This window comes from Rufibacter aurantiacus (genome assembly GCF_017916345.1).
GTDB lineage: Bacteria > Bacteroidota > Bacteroidia > Cytophagales > Hymenobacteraceae > Nibribacter > Nibribacter roseolus.
Window position 1 is genome coordinate 24631 of the sequence record NZ_JAFMSV010000002.1, and the last position, 18813, is coordinate 43443.

At 46.1% G+C, this 18813-nt stretch carries 19 protein-coding genes; 2 read left to right on the forward strand and 17 right to left on the reverse strand.

Features of this window, described 5'->3' with window-relative positions; all coding sequences use genetic code 11:
- Positions 1-228 precede the first annotated feature (228 nt).
- The 17 genes from J3P34_RS05610 to J3P34_RS05690 all read right to left on the reverse strand — a co-directional run bounded on the left by J3P34_RS05610 (position 229) and on the right by J3P34_RS05690 (position 16932).
- Positions 229-549, reverse strand: coding sequence for a DUF983 domain-containing protein (locus J3P34_RS05610; RefSeq protein ID WP_246853573.1), 321 nt, complete (start codon positions 547-549; stop codon positions 229-231).
- 65 nt (positions 550-614) lie between these two features.
- Entirely contained in the window at positions 615-812 is a 198-nt protein-coding gene (locus tag J3P34_RS05615) for a hypothetical protein (RefSeq protein ID WP_246853574.1), read from the reverse strand.
- A 96-nt stretch (positions 813-908) separates the two neighbouring features.
- A complete protein-coding gene (locus tag J3P34_RS05620; RefSeq protein WP_210486949.1) occupies positions 909-1457 on the reverse strand; it encodes a DUF420 domain-containing protein in 549 nt (182 codons plus the stop codon).
- Positions 1447-2046, reverse strand: coding sequence for an SCO family protein (locus J3P34_RS05625; RefSeq protein ID WP_210486951.1), 600 nt, complete (start codon positions 2044-2046; stop codon positions 1447-1449). The genes J3P34_RS05620 and J3P34_RS05625 overlap by 11 nt, the downstream gene beginning before the upstream one ends.
- An 80-nt stretch (positions 2047-2126) precedes the next feature.
- Positions 2127-2474 carry a cytochrome C oxidase subunit IV family protein gene (locus J3P34_RS05630; RefSeq protein WP_210486953.1) on the reverse strand — a complete coding sequence of 116 codons (348 nt, stop codon included), beginning with the start codon at positions 2472-2474 and terminating at the stop codon, positions 2127-2129.
- A gap of 28 nt (positions 2475-2502) precedes the next feature.
- Positions 2503-3249 carry a cytochrome c oxidase subunit 3 gene (locus J3P34_RS05635; protein ID WP_210486955.1) on the reverse strand — a complete coding sequence of 249 codons (747 nt, stop codon included), beginning with the start codon at positions 3247-3249 and terminating at the stop codon, positions 2503-2505.
- 16 nt (positions 3250-3265) lie between these two features.
- A complete protein-coding gene (locus tag J3P34_RS05640) occupies positions 3266-3841 on the reverse strand; it encodes a cytochrome c oxidase subunit 3 (RefSeq protein ID WP_210486957.1) in 576 nt (191 codons plus the stop codon).
- A 17-nt stretch (positions 3842-3858) separates the two neighbouring features.
- Positions 3859-4755 carry a heme o synthase gene (cyoE, locus tag J3P34_RS05645; RefSeq protein WP_246853575.1) on the reverse strand — a complete coding sequence of 299 codons (897 nt, stop codon included), beginning with the start codon at positions 4753-4755 and terminating at the stop codon, positions 3859-3861.
- An 8-nt stretch (positions 4756-4763) separates the two neighbouring features.
- On the reverse strand, positions 4764-5840 hold the full coding sequence (locus tag J3P34_RS05650) for a COX15/CtaA family protein (RefSeq protein ID WP_210486959.1): 1077 nt from the start codon (positions 5838-5840) through the stop codon (positions 4764-4766).
- Positions 5841-5846: 6 nt separating this feature from the next.
- Positions 5847-7679: a cytochrome c oxidase subunit I gene (locus tag J3P34_RS05655; RefSeq protein ID WP_210486961.1), complete on the reverse strand. Its 1833-nt coding sequence runs from the start codon at positions 7677-7679 to the stop codon at positions 5847-5849.
- 23 nt (positions 7680-7702) lie between these two features.
- A complete protein-coding gene (locus J3P34_RS05660) occupies positions 7703-8764 on the reverse strand; it encodes a cytochrome c oxidase subunit II (protein WP_210463983.1) in 1062 nt (353 codons plus the stop codon).
- Between the two features lie 24 nt (positions 8765-8788).
- Positions 8789-10072 (reverse strand): quinol:cytochrome C oxidoreductase, encoded by a 1284-nt coding sequence (locus J3P34_RS05665; protein ID WP_246850045.1) that lies wholly within the window; start codon positions 10070-10072, stop codon positions 8789-8791.
- A 20-nt stretch (positions 10073-10092) separates the two neighbouring features.
- The gene (locus tag J3P34_RS05670; protein ID WP_210463982.1) at positions 10093-10803 is read right to left on the reverse strand and encodes a c-type cytochrome; all 711 of its coding nucleotides are present in this window, start codon (positions 10801-10803) and stop codon (positions 10093-10095) included.
- Positions 10803-11327 (reverse strand): DUF3341 domain-containing protein, encoded by a 525-nt coding sequence (locus J3P34_RS05675; protein WP_210463981.1) that lies wholly within the window; start codon positions 11325-11327, stop codon positions 10803-10805. The genes J3P34_RS05670 and J3P34_RS05675 overlap by 1 nt, the downstream gene beginning before the upstream one ends.
- The gene (gene nrfD / locus J3P34_RS05680) at positions 11320-12741 is read right to left on the reverse strand and encodes an NrfD/PsrC family molybdoenzyme membrane anchor subunit (protein ID WP_210463980.1); all 1422 of its coding nucleotides are present in this window, start codon (positions 12739-12741) and stop codon (positions 11320-11322) included. The genes J3P34_RS05675 and nrfD overlap by 8 nt, the downstream gene beginning before the upstream one ends.
- A gap of 18 nt (positions 12742-12759) precedes the next feature.
- A complete protein-coding gene (locus tag J3P34_RS05685) occupies positions 12760-15771 on the reverse strand; it encodes a TAT-variant-translocated molybdopterin oxidoreductase (protein WP_210486964.1) in 3012 nt (1003 codons plus the stop codon).
- Positions 15772-15807: 36 nt separating this feature from the next.
- Positions 15808-16932, reverse strand: a complete 1125-nt coding sequence (locus J3P34_RS05690) for a c-type cytochrome (RefSeq protein WP_210464158.1) — start codon at positions 16930-16932, stop codon at positions 15808-15810.
- A gap of 1258 nt (positions 16933-18190) precedes the next feature.
- Between J3P34_RS05690 and rpsF the strand changes: the two genes are divergently transcribed.
- Both rpsF and rpsR read left to right on the forward strand, forming a co-directional pair.
- Positions 18191-18562 carry a 30S ribosomal protein S6 gene (rpsF, locus tag J3P34_RS05695; protein WP_210463978.1) on the forward strand — a complete coding sequence of 124 codons (372 nt, stop codon included), beginning with the start codon at positions 18191-18193 and terminating at the stop codon, positions 18560-18562.
- Positions 18559-18810: a 30S ribosomal protein S18 gene (rpsR, locus tag J3P34_RS05700; RefSeq protein ID WP_048921044.1), complete on the forward strand. Its 252-nt coding sequence runs from the start codon at positions 18559-18561 to the stop codon at positions 18808-18810. The genes rpsF and rpsR overlap by 4 nt, the downstream gene beginning before the upstream one ends.
- Positions 18811-18813 lie beyond the last annotated feature (3 nt).

Sequence of the window (18813 nt, forward strand, 5' to 3'; positions counted from 1 at the left end):
AAGTAAGAAAAGTAGAGGAAGGGTATACCTGAACTTCAAGGGTGTTTTTTTACGAATTTAGCCATAATACGCACAAAAACCCCGCCAGTAAACATAAAAGTAAAGAGTTTGGCTTGAAACCATCGTTTAGGGCCTGTTTTCCCAAAACCAGCCCTAAAACAGGATTATTCAAGGTAGCCTGACAAGGAGAGAAAAACAGGAATGGAATAATGGCTTTAAAGCAAATGCCTAGGATTGCCGGTATTTAGGATCAAAGGAAACGCTCCCGAAGAAGTAGAGCATCATAACCCGTGCATACCTGAAGAGGATGGGCGTAAAAACCAGGATGGTGAAGGCCACAGTAGCGAGATAAACCCAAGTGGGCGGATCGTTGGCCAGAAAGTAAAGGGAAATACCCACCAGAAACACAATAAAAACAGAAAGGCCGTAGCTCATGTACATGGCACCCCAGTAAAAGCCCAGCTCCACTTCATAACGGAAGCCGCAAACCGGGCATTTCTCAGGCATCTGGTCAAATTTCCTGAGATTAAGCGCCGAATGGGAGAACATAGGTCCTTGGTGGCAGCGGGGACATTTCATCTCCAAACCAGCCTTCAGGTGCTCCCAGGCGCCCACTATTTCTTGCGGCTGTATTTATACCAGAAGAAACCTACGCAACCGGCAATCACATACGGAACAGCCATTAGGTAGAGAATGCCTTTGTTCAGGCCATTGGCAATACTGTCTCCGGACTCATTGTTGGATGACTCCACCGAGGCGGTACACATGGCACATTGCGCCTGCACCGGTGCTGCCTGAAAAGTCAGAAGCATTACCAGGAATAAACTACCCAACCAAAATACAAGTTTCTTTTTCATCTTTATCTACCAATCTCTCACTTATATGAACACCTTTGCCACGGTAAAGTTTCAACTATAATATGGCGAAATCATCACATAAACGACCACCCCGGTAATAGCCACATACAGCCACAACGGGAAAGTCCAGCGGGAAACCTTGCGATGGCGCACGTACTGCTCAGACAAAGCAAAGTAAACTGATAGCAGCACCAAAGGCACAATCACTGCTGCCAGAACAATGTGCGTAATGAGGATGAAGTAATACACCATTCTAAGGGTTCCTTCCCCGCCGTAAGGCGTAGGTGCCGCCTGGTAATGGTAGATCACATAAGAAACCAGGAAAACAACAGACAGCATGAAAGCACAAACCATAGCAAAGCGATGCAGCCGGCGGTTTTGCTTTTTGATCTGGTAGTACCCAATTATCAAGGCAATTGCGGTGAGCGAATTAAGGACCGCGTGCAACTGGGGCAGAAAAGAAACATCCAGGTCCCCCAACTTACCAGACTGCGGCATAAACATCAGGAATGCCACCAACAGCGGAACAACAACTGAAAGAACGGAGATGATAATCAGGTAGCGGGTATCGTTAGGGTTACCCAGGGTTTTATTTTCCATTTTCTAGGTTGTACTCAGAAAGGAGCACGTTAATTTCGGTAATCAATCGGTCTACATCGGCGGCATCTGTGCCGTCATAGATCCCCCTTACATGTTTTTGCTTGTCTACCAGGAAAAACTTGGTGATAGGCTCTTCCATAACGTTTCCAGCAGCAGAATCTTGCGGGGAGATTAAACGGAAACCATTTTGAACTAAGGCTTGAATCTGACCTTCCTGGCCGGTAAGAAAAATCCATTTCTCTGGATTAGCCCTGAAACTGGAAGCATATTCCTTCAGCTCACCGGGAGAGTCTTCATGGGGCCGCTGGGAATAGGAAACAATTCTTACATCGGGCCGCAACCTGAAGGCATCCTGAACCCTGGAGAGCTGGGTGCTCATCTGTTTGCAAGGACCTTGGCAAGAAGTAGAGAAGAAATTTGCGACGTAGATTTTTCCTTCCAGGTCTTTCTGGGAAAAGGAAGCACCGCTTTGGGAGGTGAGTTGAAAGTCTGGTACCCGGTGGTAGGTGGTATCATAGCGCCACTGCCCATCTACCATTGTAGAATCTACAGTAGCCGGAAAATAAGTTCGGAGTGAAAATCTATTCACTCCGAACATTTTAAGGAATAAAAACACCAGTACGGGTACCAACAGTAGGGTACCCAATACTAGGGCTTTTTTTGGACTCATTATTTAAAGTAATTGAAAACTGACTCTCCGTAGAAAGTACCTTCTACCAGTAAGGCTACCAGTAACCAAACCAATAAAACAGTAGGCACCAAAACAGCCCAGATAAGGCCTTTGGTTTCATGCTTCAAGTGCATGAATTCACCTACAATGTAAAATGCTTTGAACAGGGTAAGGCCAATGAAGATTGCGTTACGCAAAGTGCCTGGATCCATGAAGAAAGCGAAAGCGAATTCAACTGCGGTTATCGCCACTAGAATGAAGAAAGTCTTCCAGATAACTTTGGTCTGCGCTTTTGGGATTTCGCCGGTGTGGGCAAACTCGTCGGTATGGTGTGAATGCGATGCCATGTCTATTCAGTTTTAATCAATTCAACAATTATACTAAGTAGAAGAAGGTAAACACAAATACCCAAACCAAGTCTACAAAGTGCCAGTAAAGACCTACTTTCTCTACCATCTCGTAATGTCCTCTTCTGTGGTATACGCCATTCACGGTGTTGAAGAAAATCAAGATCAGCAATACCACACCAGAGAATACGTGGGTTCCGTGGAAACCGGTGATGAAGAAGAACAAATCAGCAAATAAGGGCGGTCCGTATTGGTTCACGATCAGGTTGGCACCGTGAATCACGCTGCCATCGGCCAGTTTCATGCCTTCCTCTGTACCTGCAATAAAGTGAGACCACTCCCAAGCCTGGCAACCCAAGAACATGGAGCCGAACAGGATAGTCCACAACAACCATTTCTGCACATCGTTTTTATCCATTCTGTGACCTGCTTCCACGGCCAATACCATGGTAACAGAGGAAAGAATCAGGATCATGGTCATCAAGGCCACGAAAGCCAATGGCCAGTCTACCCCATGGAAACCAGGAAATGCATTGAAAACTTTATCCGGGATTGGCCACCACTGGGTTGAGAAAGTGAATGCTTCATGCGTACCCTCGTAGGCTTGGTGCCGGTGACGGGCCAGTCCGTAGGTAGTTAAGAAAGCAGCAAAGGTGAAGGCATCTGATAAGAGGAAAAACCACATCATCAGTTTACCATAACTTACCTTGAAAGGCTCGTTCCCTCCATCCCAGGTGCCAGTGTTAGGCTGCTCAAAGGTTGTTGTTTGCGACATATGTGTTACAGAATTATTAATGGTTCAAAACTAGGAATACGTATAAGTAGATCCACAGAGCGCCTAAGAAGTGCCAGTAAATGGTGCACAGCTCAATACGGTTAAGGTTTCTGGAATGTACTTTGTACTTGAGTGCCGAAATTACTACAATAATTAGAAAAATTAACCCCGTGATCAGGTGAAATGCGTGAACACCGGTTAATACATACAGAAAAGAGCCCGATGGGTTAGAAGTACTTCCGCCAAAGTAGACGTTATTACGCACTAACTCGCCCCATCCCTGCCATTGGCCTACTAGAAAAACAGTACCAGCTACTATCGTCAGCAACAAGGCAATCTTCAGGTTCTTCAGGTTATCTTTCTTAGCAGAGACATAAGCCCACTGCATGAAAATACTGCTCAGGATAAGCACTCCCGTGTTGATAAGCAAAACAGCCGGAAGGTCAAACTCCAGCCAGTTTCCTTCTTCCCGGCGCACAATATAGGCACTGGTAAAAGCCGCAAACATCATCACAATGCTTACGATCAATAAAATAAGCATGAACTTCAACGGGTTCACCCGTCTTTGCTCTGCCTGTATTTCTGGATTCATTATCATTACTTACTCTTTTATAAGCTATCTACCACAAAAGCAATCTGCACAATTGGCAAGTATAAGAACGAACCAAACATGATGTTCATGGCTGCCCGTTTAGAGCAGGTATGCATGAGATAGAAAGTCTGCATTAAAAACAAAACACCACATACCACCGCAATAAAAGCGGAGGTTTTCCCTGCCATCCCGAACTGCATAGGCAACAACCCCAGCGGAATAAGCAGTAACGTATAGATCATGATCTGTATGGCCGTCTTCAGGTTCTTTCCCCCTGCCATGGGCAGCATCTTAAACCCAGCTTTCTTGTAATCGTCATCCAGCACCCAGGCAATGGCCCAGAAATGCGGGAACTGCCAGATAAACTGAATCCCGAAAAGAATCCACGCCTCTACTCCTATATAACCAGTAGCGGCTACCCAACCAATCAAAGGAGGTAAACCACCTGGTATGGCCCCAACAAACACGCAGATAGGAGAAATTCTCTTCAAAGGTGTGTAAAAGAAGCCGTAAAGAAGTAATGACAGAAATGACAAGGCTGCTGCCAGCCAATTGAAATATAATCCTAACAGTCCCACTCCAGCCAGACAAAGCAGAACGCAGAATATGATAGCTTCCTGCACTGAAAGCACGCCTGTTGGAAGTGGTCGTTTGGCGGTTCTCTTCATCATTTTGTCCAGGTCTTTTTCAAGAACCTGGTTAATGATGTTGGCAGAACCAGTCACTAATAAACCACCAAGCATCACCAAAGCGGTATCAACCCAGGAAGCGTTTGGTCTGCCAAGCAGGAAACCAATTGCACTGGAGAAAGCTACCGTGGCTGAAAGCCGGAACTTTAAAAGCTGAAAATAAGCGGTTGCTTTACTCATGGCCGATGATGTCTGGGCACTGGATGTTACGTCTTGTACGTACATAAACGTGTTTATGCCACCAATTCGGGTGAAGGTTGATTTGGTTTGTGTGCGTAATAATAAATCATGAGCAGCAGAAACTGCAGCCCGAACAATAAAGTCCCAAAGAGCAAATGAAGCGGTTGCGCCATTGCCGGCAAGGCCAGATAAGCAAGAATGATCCCTAACAGAATCTCCGCTGCAATAACCACCAGGATAGCTTTGGCAATAAACACCAGGTTGGAATTGCCTAACCTCTTCATTGAAATATAAAGCGCTACATTCATGACCACCAACAGGATTGAAAGTGAACGGTGCACATAGAACTGGGTACCAAGCTTTTCAATCCAGGTTTCCCTACCCAGATTATTGGCGCCAAAGGCTACCAGGTCTACTTGCTCCCTTACCTGCGTTCCCAGGATCACCTGAAAGAAAGTAAGCAATAAGACTCCCACCAATAAGAACTTTAGCTTGCCGGAGGGGATGGCAAAATCAGCAAACAGCTTTTCTCTCTCTACCCTAAGGACAATGTAGATCAATAAGGCTACCATTACCAATGCCAAAGCCATGTGTAAGGTGACCATCTCGGGTAAAAGGTTGGTGGAAACCACCAATGAACCCAGCCATGCCTGAAAAACAACCAGGAATAAAGAGGCTACTGCTCCCCAGAAAACCCTAGGGTCTCTTTTGAGAAAGGGAAAAGAATAAAGAACTGTTAAAACAATCAAAAGCCCAATCACTACTCCTACCAACCTGTTCACATATTCAATCCACGTTTTGGTGGCATTGAACTCCGTTTCAATGTACTGAGACGGATGCGCGAAAATCTCCTGGGCAACTTCGGTGAAACCTAACCCTTGCAGAACTCGGCCAATGCGTTCATTCTTCTGGATTCGCTTCTCTTTATACACCTCCAGGTAATCTGAAGGTAACTGCTCTAAATTAGTGGGGGGGACCCACGATCCGAAGCACTTCGGCCAGTCTGGACAACCCATTCCGGAACCCGTGCTACGAACGATCCCCCCTACTAAAATTAATATATAGACAGAAGCAATAGTGAGTACTCCTATACGCTTAAACCTTTTAATAATAAAAGATTCGTCCTTCATTAGTTACTATTCAGTGTCTCTCTCGTGCGGCAGGTTTGAGGACTGCGTTTGAGAGAAAGGTACGTTTTGTGGAATGAAGTCCTCAGGAGCACCTGGCTTGCTATAGTCATAAGGCCATCTGTAAACTACCGGAAGCGGACCTGGCCAGTTGCCATGACCCGGATTTACCGGAGTAGTCCACTCCAAGGTATTTGATTTCCAAGGGTTCTCTGTTGCTCTTCTACCTCTGAAGATGCTGTAGATGAAGTTGAAAAGGAAGAAGAACTGAGCAACGAAAGCTACAATCGCAGCCACGGTAATGAAAGTGTTCATATCCATGAACTTGTTGAAGGTCTCAAAACCAGTCCAGGTGTAGTATCTTCTTGGGAAACCAGCGATACCAATGTAGTGCATCGGCATGAAGATCAGGTACACGCAAGCGAATGTGATCCAGAAATGCAGGTAACCCAGTTTCTCCTCCATCATACGACCGAACATCTTAGGGAACCAGTGGTAAACACCCGCAAACATCCCGAAGAAAGCCGCGCTACCCATTACCAAGTGGAAGTGAGCCACTACGAAATAGGTATCGTGCAATTGAATATCAAGCGCAGAGTTACCCAGGATGATACCGGTTACCCCACCTGAGATGAAGAGCGATACGAAAGCCACAGAGAACAACATAGCCGGAGTGAAGTTGATATTTCCTCTCCACAGCGTTGCAATCCAGTTGAACACCTTCACTGCAGAAGGAACCGCAATGATCAGGGTCAGGAACATGAACACAGATCCCAGGAACGGATTCATACCTGAAACGAACATGTGGTGGGCCCACACCACGAAAGAAAGCAGGGCAATACCTAACATTGAACCAATCATGGCACGGTAACCGAAAATAGGTTTACGTGAGTTGGTGGCGATAATTTCAGATACAATACCAAAAGTAGGCAGAATCACGATGTATACCTCTGGGTGACCCAGGAACCAGAACAAGTGCTGGAACAATACCGGGCTACCACCTGTGTGCGTTAAAGCCTCGCCCGCTACATAGATATCAGACAAGAAGAAGCTGGTACCAAATGAACGGTCGAAGATCAACAATAAGGCAGCAGAGAAAAGAACCGGGAAGGCAAGCAGACCCAACACTGCTGTCAGGAAGAACGCCCAGATGGTCAAGGGCAGCTTAGTCATAGACAAGCCACGGGTACGCATGTTGATTACGGTAGTAATGTAGTTCACGCCACCCAGCAACTGAGATACAATGAACAAAGCCATACTAACCAACCACATGGTCATACCTGCACCTGAACCAGCGATTGCTTGTGGCAAGGCGCTAAGCGGTGGATAAACTGTCCAACCACCGGCGGCAGGTCCGGTCTCTAAGAAGAGTGAGTAGAACATAATCACACTGGCCAGGAAGAAGAACCAGAAAGATAGCATGTTCATGAAACCAGAAGCCATGTCACGCGCACCAATCTGAAGCGGGATCAGGAAGTTACTGAACGTTCCAGAAAGACCAGCCGTCAGTACAAAGAACACCATGATGGTTCCGTGCATGGTCACCAAAGCCAGGTAGAACTCTGGGTTCAGCTTACCACCATCTACCCATTTGCCCAGAATTGGCTCAAGGAAGGTGAAAGTAGCCTCCGGGAAACCTAACTGCATCCGGAATAAGCTGGAGAGAACACCTCCAATCACAGCCCAGAAGATACCAGCAAACAGGAACTGCTTCGCGATAACTTTATGGTCCTGGCTGAAGATGTACTTCTCTATGAAACTCTGATCATGGTCATGGTCATCATGATGATCATCGTGCCCTAAGTGCACATCTTTATGTAATGAAATATCCGTACTAGACATACAATACTGTTAAAAAAGTATAACTATTGTTTTGATGCAGTTGCTCCGGCACCTGCGGCTTCAGAAGAATTAAGCGCTACAGCAGCAGTGCTGTCAGCTGGAGCTGCTTGAAGTTGCACACTGAAGGTCTTTTGCTGTTGGGCAGCCACCCACTTCTGATAGTCTTCAGGCTCATCCACAATCATGGTCATTTTCATTGCAAAGTGACCACGTCCACAAACCTCTGTACAAGCCAATTCATACTGAAAGTTGGCATTACCAGTCTCAGACTGCATTTCAGAAGTAGTTTTAGTAGGGATAAACCAGAAAGAAGTTGGCATTCCTGGTACGGCATCCATCTTCACCCGGAAGTGAGGAAGGAACACACTGTGAATCACATCTCTTGATCTGATTTTCAGGAGAACGGGAACACCCTTGGGTACGTGGAAAGCACTTGGCTCAGCAGGGAAATCGTCTTTGGCATTCTGGTCATTCAGGTCAATACCAAATTCATTTGTGGCATCAATCAAGGTATGCTTCACATGACCAAGTTTGTTATCTGCGCCTGGGTAGCGGATAAGCCAGTTGAACTGCTTACCCATTACCTCTACTACCACTGCATTGTCCGGTGCAGGGCTGGTGATTTTAGCCCAAGTCTTCCAGCCTGAGAACACCAGGAGTGCCATTACCACAGCAGGAATCACAGTCCAGATGATCTCAATTTTGTTGTTGTGAGGATAGTAGTAAGCGCGCTTTCCGTCTTGATGCTGATACTTATAAGAGTATACAAACAATAAGATGTGGGTCAGGACAAATACAAAGCCAATGATGGCCATGGTAAGCCAGAACATACTGTCAATGGCGATACCGTGCTCAGAGGCAAGTGGTAAAGTCATTTCTTCTTTGGAAGAAGCAAAAGACCATACAAAAAGGGCTCCCATCACAAAAAGGAACACCAGTAAAAGAGCGGCATTTACCTTGTTGCTTGTTCCTATATCACGTCTGTAGCTTCCTTTAAAGATTGAAGCCAATACCTGAATCCTGAATAAGAGATAAAGGACGACCAGTAAAAGGAGGATTGATAGTGCTACTGCAATTGTAATCATTATCCGTGTCTTTAAAATTAAGTCTTAAACGTGATGGTGAACACTTTCTTCCAGGAAGGGGTGATTCACAGGAACCAAAGAAGCTTTGCTGAGCTCTTTTGTGTATCTGAGCAGGAAAATCCCTAAGAAAGTCAATGCTGTACCAATTTCAATCAGTCCAAAGCCACTTTCGCCGCCCATAGTACCTGGCATGATCATCATGTAGAAGTCAAACCAGTGACCAATCAGGATGGCAATACATACAATCTTCAAAATAAGCATCTGGCGTTTTGCATCTCTTGTCATAAGAACAAGGAAAGGGAACGCAAAGTTTATTAACAAGTTGAAGAAGAAGATCCAAGTATAGTGGTTGTTGTTACCGCCCAATCGCTCCTGGAAGTAGATAACCTCTTCCGGGATGTTGGCATACCAGTACAGCATGAATTGGGAGAACCAGATGTAAGTCCAGAAAATGCTGAACCCAAAAATGAATTTACCTAAATCATGCAGGTGGTTAGAAGTTACCATGGTCAGGTAACCCATTTGCTTCAGGATGATAATGGTAAGGGTGATGGCAGCAAGTCCAGATACCCACCAGCTGGCAAATACGTACCAACCGAACATGGTACTGAACCAGTGCGTGTCAATTGACAACACCCAGTCCCAGGCAGACATAGAGGAAGTAACCCCGAAGATCACCAAGAAGGTAGCACCCAATCTGATGCTTTTGTTGTAATGGTCAAGACCGCCGTTCAAATCTTCAGATATTGATTCTCTTCTCAACCATTTGAAGAACAGGAACCATAAAGTAAAGTAAGCCACCATTCTAATCACGTAGAAGGTAACATTCAGGTATCCGCTCTTCCCTACAATGATAGGGTCATAGTTTGGATTACCCACTTCATGTACAGAATGGTCAGTCCAGTGGAATAAGGTATTATGGCCGGTGAACAGAATGGGCAGTAAGAATACCAATACCATTACAATACCACCTACCAGGATATAACTACCTAAGGCTTCAGGAATACGTTTGATGGATGCGGACCATCCAGCATAAGCTACATACTGGATAGATACCCAAAGTATGCCCACTACGGAAATACCCGTAAAGTACACATTGTTCATCCAGAGGTTAGCCAATAAACGCTGTCCCCAACCAGCTGCATGATGCCCTGCAGCGGCAGCTTCTCCATGTCCTTCTCCATGTCCGCCACTTGAGTTAGCAGCAATGACAAGACCAACTGCCAGGAGAATTAACCCGATAGCGATCATGAAGAAGAACCGTTTGGTGGCTCTTGCAGGGATGTTTAGTCTTTCTTCAGTTATCATTTCTAAAAATACCTTTAAGGTTAGTTACGCGTATCCTTGGTTGGATCTGCTGTAGTACCTGTTACTGGGTTTGTATTCTGATCTGTACTTGCGCCTGCCGGAGCATCTGTTGACTGTGATCCGGTGTCAGCGGCATCAGCGCCACTAGCATCTGTGATGCCTTTCTGCAGCTGTTGCACATACATGGAGATTTTCCAGCGCTCTTCCGCGTTCACTTGTGTACCGTGCGGCATCATACGTCCACGGCCATTTGTAATCACGTGCCAGATATGACCTACCGGTAATGTAGCGTAACGTCCCTGAGTATAATTTGGAACCCCTTTGAATTTAGCTCCAACCAATCCGTCACCCTGTCCTGTTTCGCCGTGGCAGGGAGAACAGAAACGCAGGTAAAGTACTTTTCCTTCTTCCAGGTTCTGGGTAGTTCTGGCAATTGGGTTTACCAATTCACGTCCGGCTACTTCTGCACTGTCTTTGGAAATATGGGTGTAAAGCCCAAGTTTACCTCTGGCAATAGTATTGGCCGCAGGAACCCGCATGTTCAATCCACCTGGGTTGATAGCGTTTTTGTTATCAGCAAGCTGCTTCAATGGTTCGTATGCCACCGGATAATACATGTCTGGCGCATATTCTAATGCTTGTTCCTGATCACTTCTGCCACAAGAAGCAAGGAGAGCAGAAGAGAAAAGAATCAAGGAGGCCTTTGCCCCTGTTCTAAAGAAATTGTTCATTATTTAACTACCTCCTTCTCGTTTACTTCAATAGCTCCGTGGGAACGGAGAAGATCATTCAACTTATTGATGTCAGTTCCTTCTTTCAATTCGATGGCCATCACGTATTTGTCATCTGTTGAACGCACATCCAGAACAGGAACCTTCAAGGTTGGGCGCAGGCCGCTGATGATAAAGAACGTAATTACCATCCCAAAGGCCGCGCAAAGTACGGTTAACTCAAAGGTTACCGGGATAAAGCTTGGTAGGGCGATATGCGGTTTACCACCGATGATCATTGGCCAGTCAAAACCAAGCATGTAAATTTGCATCCAAAGCGCAAAAGAGGTTCCGCACAGGCCACAGAAGAAGGCTACAATCGGCAATCTTGAACGCTGGATTCCTAACACATCGTCAATTCCGTGGATTGGGTATGGTGAGAAAACATCGTAGATCTTAGTGCCTGCTGCCCGAGTCTGTTCAATGGCGTTCAGCAGCACATCCTCGTCGTTGAATACCCCGAGTATATATTTCTTACTAGTCATGTTTGTGAGAGTTGTTAGGTGCTGTGCCATGCAATGATGCGCCTGGGTTGTGGGTGTGGCTTACCCCCGTAGACGATTTCAAAATTGATTTTACCTCTGCCATGTTCACTACTGGGAAGAACTTGGCGAAAAGAAGGAACAAGGTAAAGAACAAACCTATCGTACCTACATAGATTCCCACATCAATTGAAGTTGGGGAGAACATTACCCAGCTAGAAGGCAAGAAGTCACGGTGCAGAGACGTTACAATGATCACGAAACGCTCAAACCACATCCCTATGTTTACGAAGATAGAGATGATGAACGTAGCAGTTAAGCTGCGGCGGATAGAGCGGAACCAGAATAACTGAGGCGTGATTACGTTACAAGTCATCATTGACCAGTAAGCCCACCAGTAAGGACCAGTAGCACGGTTAATGAAAGCGTATTGCTCGTATTCCACCCCAGAGTACCAGGCAATGAAGAACTCAGTGATATACGCCACCCCTACAATAGAACCTGTCAAAGTGATTACTTTGTTCATAGACTCTACGTGCTCCAGGGTGATGTAGTCTTCCAGTTTGAAGGTTTTGCGGGTAATGATCATCAGGGTCAAAACCATTGCGAAACCAGAGAAGATTGCACCAGCCACGAAGTATGGAGGGAAGATTGTGGTGTGCCAGCCTGGTATAACGGATGTTGCAAAGTCCATGGATACGATGGTGTGTACCGAAAGTACCAGCGGCGTTGCTAAACCTGCCAGAATCAGGGAAACAGTCTCATAACGTGACCAGTGTTTGGCAGAACCTGTCCAGTTGAAACTTAACAAGGCGTAAGCTCTGCGGGCGATTGGTCCGGTAGCTCTGTCACGAATGGTGGCAAAGTCAGGAATAAGACCGATGTACCAGAATACCAGGGATACAGAGAAGTAAGTACTAATCGCGAACACGTCCCAAAGAAGCGGGGAGTTGAAGTTCACCCAAAGGGAACCAAACGTGTTAGGAAGCGGCAATACCCAGTAAGCTAACCAAGGACGGCCCATGTGTAGAACCGGGAACATGGCCGCGCAGATTACCGCGAAAATGGTCATCGCCTCAGCGGCGCGGTTGATGGAAGTTCTCCATTTCTGGCGGAACAACAACAAGATCGCGGAGATAAGTGTACCGGCGTGACCAATACCTACCCACCACACGAAGTTGGTGATATCCCATGCCCAACCTACTGTTTTATTAAGACCCCACTCTCCAATACCGAACCATAAGGTCCGGTATACAGAGTAGATAAAGATGCCGAGGAAAACCAGAGCAACCCCCAGGGCCACCATCCAACGCATGTTCGGCTTGGCTTCCACCTGCCGACATACGTCTTCCGTGATGTCTGCATAAGTTTTACCCCCGGTTACTAAGGGCTCTCTTATCGGAGATACGTGCTGCATATATCTTTTTGAGTTAAATTAAGCTTGGTTTCTGATTTTGGTTAAGTAAGTCACGTTTGGTTGAGTGTTCAACTCTTCCAGTACGTGGAAAGCACGTTCGCCTTTCTCTCTGTTCAGGATTTGTGATACCTGGCTGTTTGGATCCAGCATATCCCCGAATATGATTGCGTTGGTTGGGCAAGCCTGCGCACATGCAGTGACAATCTCCCCATCCACCGGACGACGGCTTTCTTTCTTAGCTTCCAATTTACCGTATTGGATACGTTGTACGCAGAAGGAGCACTTCTCCATTACACCGCGTGAACGCACGGTCACATCTGGGTTCAACACCATTTTACCGAGGTCGTTGTTCATTTGGTAGTCGAACTTCTCGTTGTTGGCATAGTTGAACCAGTTGAAACGACGCACTTTATACGGGCAGTTGTTTGCGCAGTAACGGGTACCCACGCAACGGTTGTACACCATCTGGTTGATACCTTCGGTGCTGTGCATGGTAGCTGCTACCGGACATACTGTCTCACATGGTGCGTGGTTACAGTGCTGGCAAAGCATTGGCTGGAAGATAACGGAAGGATTCTCTGAAGGATTCTCCATTTTCTCAAAGCCGCCGTCTTCACGGGTTGAATCACTGCTGTAGTAACGGTCAATACGTAACCAGTGCATTTCGCGGCGGTTAAGTACTTCTTGCTTACCTACTACCGGTACGTTGTTTTCTACCTGGCAGCTGATGGTACAAGTTCCGCAACCAATACAAGAGTTCAGGTCAATGACCATACCCCAATGGTGGTTCTTGTACTCATAGTCCTGCCAAAGTGAGATTTTCTGTGGTTTCTGAGGACCGTCCGGGGTAGCAATTTTAATATACTCCGTTACGCTCTTAGGATCTTTCTGGTAGTTAGCCAGGGTATTCTCCTGTACCACAATACGTCCCATTACGGTATGGTGCGTCTGGGTCTGAGCAATTGGTTTATCAGCACCAACTTTGGTGATGGATACAGTATTAGCAAACTGAAGAGAATCTCCAGTTACGGATACCAAAGGATACACATTGGCTCCTACGTTGTTTCCTGCTTGACCTGCATGGGTACGGCCGTATCCAATAGCGATAGCGATGGTGTCAACTGCCTGACCAGGCTGGATAAGCGCAGGTAATTCAATGGATTTTCCATTGGCAGTTACCCTGATCACATCATTCTGCTCAATCTCCAATCTCTTGGCAGTAGCAGTAGAAATGGCGGCGTAGTTATCCCAGGTAGCTTTGGTAGTTGGGTCAGACATCTCTTGCAACCAAGGGTTGTTGGTGTGCTGTCCAGCGCCAATCGCTACTTTCTCGTAAATCTCAAGCTCTAGGTTGTTTCCACCTGCGGCACGTCCACCTTTATTGATGCTTACGGCAGCAGCAGCCAGCGTCATTGGGGCAACAGGAGCGGTAGGCTCGTTGGCACCAGTGGTTCCGGTGGCAACTCCGTCGTGGGCTACTTTATCCCAACCAGCCGCACCTCCTACAATACCTGACCATGTACGTTGGATAACAGTATAGAAATCGGAGGTAGAACCCGTCCATTTCAATAAGGAATCCTGCGCCTGTCTTGTATTGAAGATATTGGTGATGGTTGGCTGCGCAAGGCTTAAGAAACCTCTCTTAGGCTCATAGTCATTCCATGACTCCAGGAAGTGGTTGTCTGGGCAAACGTAGTCTACCAAAGCGGCAGTCTCATCAACTCTGTCTGCGAAAGAGATTTTCACGCCTACTTTCTTCAGACCGTTTACAACCTGTGCGCTAAGCGGATGATCATAAACTGGGTTAGCTCCGTAGAAAATCACGGCACCTACAGCTCCGGCGTTCATGTCATTGATGAGGCGCAGCATGCGGGCATCATCACCCTGACGAACGTATGACGGAGAAGCAGTATTGATGGTAGTTCCGTTGGCTCCTAAGGCACCGTTGATAGCAGTTACCAACGTTTGAACCGCAGGATCATTAGAATCTGATACTACTAAGGCAGCTCCACGGCTGGCCAACAATTCTTTGGCAGCAGCGTCAACTTGCTTTGCAACGCGGGTAGTTGGCGCCTGGATGGCTGCTCCACCGGTACCGCCAGCAATTCTGTTATATAAGGCAGCAACCACCGCACCGTACTCAGATGGTTTCACTGGTACACGTACGTCTGCGTTGGCTCCAGTCATAGACATGAAAGTCTCAAACTGGTAGTGACGAGACATGGTTGGTTTGTCTGCCGTTACTTTACGGTTGGTGATGTATTGTCTTGAATACTCAACTGGAGAAATCCAGCTTCCCAGGAAATCGGCCCCAATGGAAACGATCACTCTGGCTTTGCTGAAATCATAACCTGGTACCAGGCCACCATTGGCACGCAGCAACGCTGAAGCAGAGTTCGCATCATAAGTTACGTGTTCGAAAGCAGGAAACTGGGCACCAAAATCACGAATTACCGCTTTGGTGCTTGGGCTGATGATGGTGTTAGATACTAATACCACTCTGCCCTGCACTCCGGTTAAACGGGTACGGATTTCCTGGTCAATTGCCTGCCAGGTAGTTGCTTTTCCTTTGGCAACTGGTCCCTTCAAACGGTTGTTATCATACAACGTCAGCAAGGAAGCCTGTGAACGAGAATGGGTACCGCCACCTGTGATAGGAGAAAGCGTGTTTCCTTCTACTTTGATAGGACGACCTTCCCGGGTTTTCACCAGGATTGGGTTGTAGATATCACCCATGAAATAAGTAGAGGCATACCAGTTAGGAACACCTGGCTCTACTTCTTCTGGCTTGTTAAGGTATGGGATTGCTTTACGTACCGGGGCCTCGCAAGAGGCAAGCGTAGCGGCTGCCACACCAAAGCCCAATAACTTTAAGAAATCACGTCTGGGAGCCACTTGGGAAGAAGTGTCTCCTCCGTTAGCCTCACTTACTGGCAGGAACTCAGGAAACTCGTTGTGAGCATTCTTCTGGAATTCCGGAGTATTGTTTAACTCCTCTACCCCTCTCCAGTATTTAATTGTTTCTTGCATATATCTCAAAAACTCAAATTCAGGATATGGAATTGATTAGTAGTGGCACTTAGAACATTCTGTACCACCGTTAGACGCAACAATGAACGCGCCTTTTGATTGCTTCTCATGCAACTTCACTAAGTTGTCATAGTAAGCATTGCCTTCAGTATTAAGAGGGGTATTTCTGTGGCAATCAATACACCAGCCCATGGTCAATGGAGAGTATTGTGCTACAACTTCCATTGTCTCAATAGGACCGTGGCAAGTCTGACATTCTACGCCACCCACTTTTGTGTGCTGAGAGTGGTTGAAGTAAGCCAAGTCAGGCAGGTTATGTACCCGTACCCACTCAATTGGCTTGTTGTTTTCAATAGCACGGTAGATCTTCTGGATTTCCGGCGACTCTTTCTTGATCTGGCTGTGGCAGTTCATACAGATGTTGGCCGATGGAATATTGGCACTTGAGCTCTTATAAACAGAGGTGTGGCAATAGTTACAGTTGATCTGGTGATCACCAGCGTGCAGTTTGTGGGAGAAAGCGATTGGCTGTCTTGGGGCATAACCCTGGTGAATACCAATACCCATTACTTTATCAATGGAGATATCAACCAGCACCACCACGAAGATCAGACCTACAATGATTCTAACCGCCTTAGACTTATAGATATTGGCGAAGTTGGTTCTGCGCTCCAGCATTTCCTGCTCAGCACCAGTCAAGTCGCCTTTTCCTTTAAGGTAGTTTTTAAGAACAGAGGCAATAATCAACAAGGTAATTACCAATACAATCAAAACTACTACCAAAACGATTAGCAGAAGATCAACTGTGCCACCTACGTTACCTACGGCATTCTCGCCTACTTTCTCACCTGGCTTGGTTTCAGGACCGGCAGATGGAGCCGCAGCGGTTGCAGGAGCTGCGCTTTCGCTTTTGATATAGGCAATAATAGACCCGATTTCCTCATCAGAGAATGCGAAAGAAGGCATTTGCTGTTTCGCAAACTTGTTGAAAACCGCTACTGCGTCTTTGTCTCCGCTTTGGATCAGTGCGCTGGAGTTCTTGATCCATTTCAGCAACCAGGCTTCTGATCTTCTCTTGTGCACATCACGCAGGCCAGGCCCAACCACAACATCTTCACCTACTGAGTGACACTGCACACAGTTGTTTTTGAAAAGAGTCATGCCGTTGTCAATAACGCCTGCGTCAGCACCGCCTCCTGCACCGGCACCCGCTGCCGCTGGGGCCGGAGTTACGCCAGCTTTCCCAACAGCACCCGCTTCTTCAGGCGCCTGTGCGAAGGCGGATGAAAAAACAAAGAAGATGAAGAGAAAAGGGAGTAGGAAAGTATATTTTGCTCTCTTTTTACAGCTAATCATAGCTTAATTGTAGTGTTAAGAATAGTGAAAGTACATTACGGGCACAAATCTACTACCCGAACACCATTAATCAAACACAATATTCCTTATTTTTAGGGTATAAAAAGACCCCTTAAATGGGGTAGTTTCCTATGATAAACCCTTTATAACAGCCTGTTTAAGCACTATTTAGAACATTTATAAATTACTCAATCCTATTTCTCCATCCTATTCACAGATCGCCTCAACCTTGTTCAACTAAGATGGCTCACTCCTTTCTTGCAAACCTTCTTTTAAGGTATAATCCTATTTTACGTTCATTTTCAGGAAAACAGCATTTATACTAATCATGTATTAGTATATAAACCTGAAAAGTCGCTCTTAAAGCTGTTTTTATACTTTTTTCAGCGTTTGTCACCAATAAAGTTGAACATATTTCAGTTTTCACCTGAGGCTCCCTTAAAACTTCAACAAACTACTGTGGACAAGGTTGCTTTTAATAGTTATAAAACACCCGCTAAATGGGTCTTTTCAGGTTCACCGGGCTAGTTTCTGCAAATTTTCTCATTTATTTAAACCAGCCCGAGCAGCCTTTCCTTCTCTTCTGCTGCAAAGTTGTTTACTCCTTATATATATAGTGTAGACAGGCTGACTTCTCTTTGCTGAGGCTCTGGCTGGTTCTTTCCCGCTCTGTTCAAGATGGCTGTTCTCAAGGCTAAACGACTTTTCCTAAACCGATAGTCTTGTGGCTTGATCCTATGGCGGCTATTGTCTTTAGCAAAATAGCATAATACTCCTGTGGTGCAGCAAAGCTTTTTTCTGCACACTATATATTATAGAGTGGCCGAGGTAAGCAGGCTTTTCTGGGAAGGGTCCGGGCATTCTCCTATTTGCCAAGAAACTGAGCTCTGGATTTCACTTAGACTGTGCACCCATGGGTTTATGGCCCGGTTTAAAAAAAACCGTATAAATACGGTACTGCTTAGCCTTTAACTTTAGTTCCTCTACTTAATCTGTGATGATTTTTGGTTCTTGTCATAAATCATCTTACCTTTGCCCCTTCGAACCAAAATCATTTTTTCAAATGACTTTAAAAAATTACGAAGTACTCTACATCATGACCCCGTTGTTGAACGAGGTTCAGATGCAGGAGACGGTCGAGAAGTTCAGACAGGTGCTTAAGGAAAATGGCGCCGACATTATTCACGAGGAGAACTGGGGCCTAAAAAAACTGGCTTACCCAATCCAGAAGAAAAACACTGGTTTCTACCACCTCGTTGAATTCCAAGGTCCAGCAACAATTGTTGATCAGTTAGAACTGGCCTTCCGTCGCGATGAGAAAATCATCCGCTTCCTGACCACTGCCCTGGATAAGCACGCAGTTGCTTACAACGAGCGCCGCAGAAACGGTGAATTCAAATCATCTAAAAAAGAGAAGGAGGCCCAAGCGTCATGAGTTTAGTAAACGAAAAAATCCACAAGCAAGACACGCGCAAGAAATACTGCCGTTTCAAGAAAAACGGGATCCAGTACATTGACTATAAAGATGGTAACTTCTTATTGAAGTTCGTGAACGAGCAAGGCAAACTGTTGCCACGCCGTTTAACCGGTACCAGCTTAAAGTTCCAGCGTCGTGTATCTCAGGCGGTTGCCAGAGCACGCCACTTGGCTATTTTGCCTTATGTAACAGATTCTTTAAAATAAGGA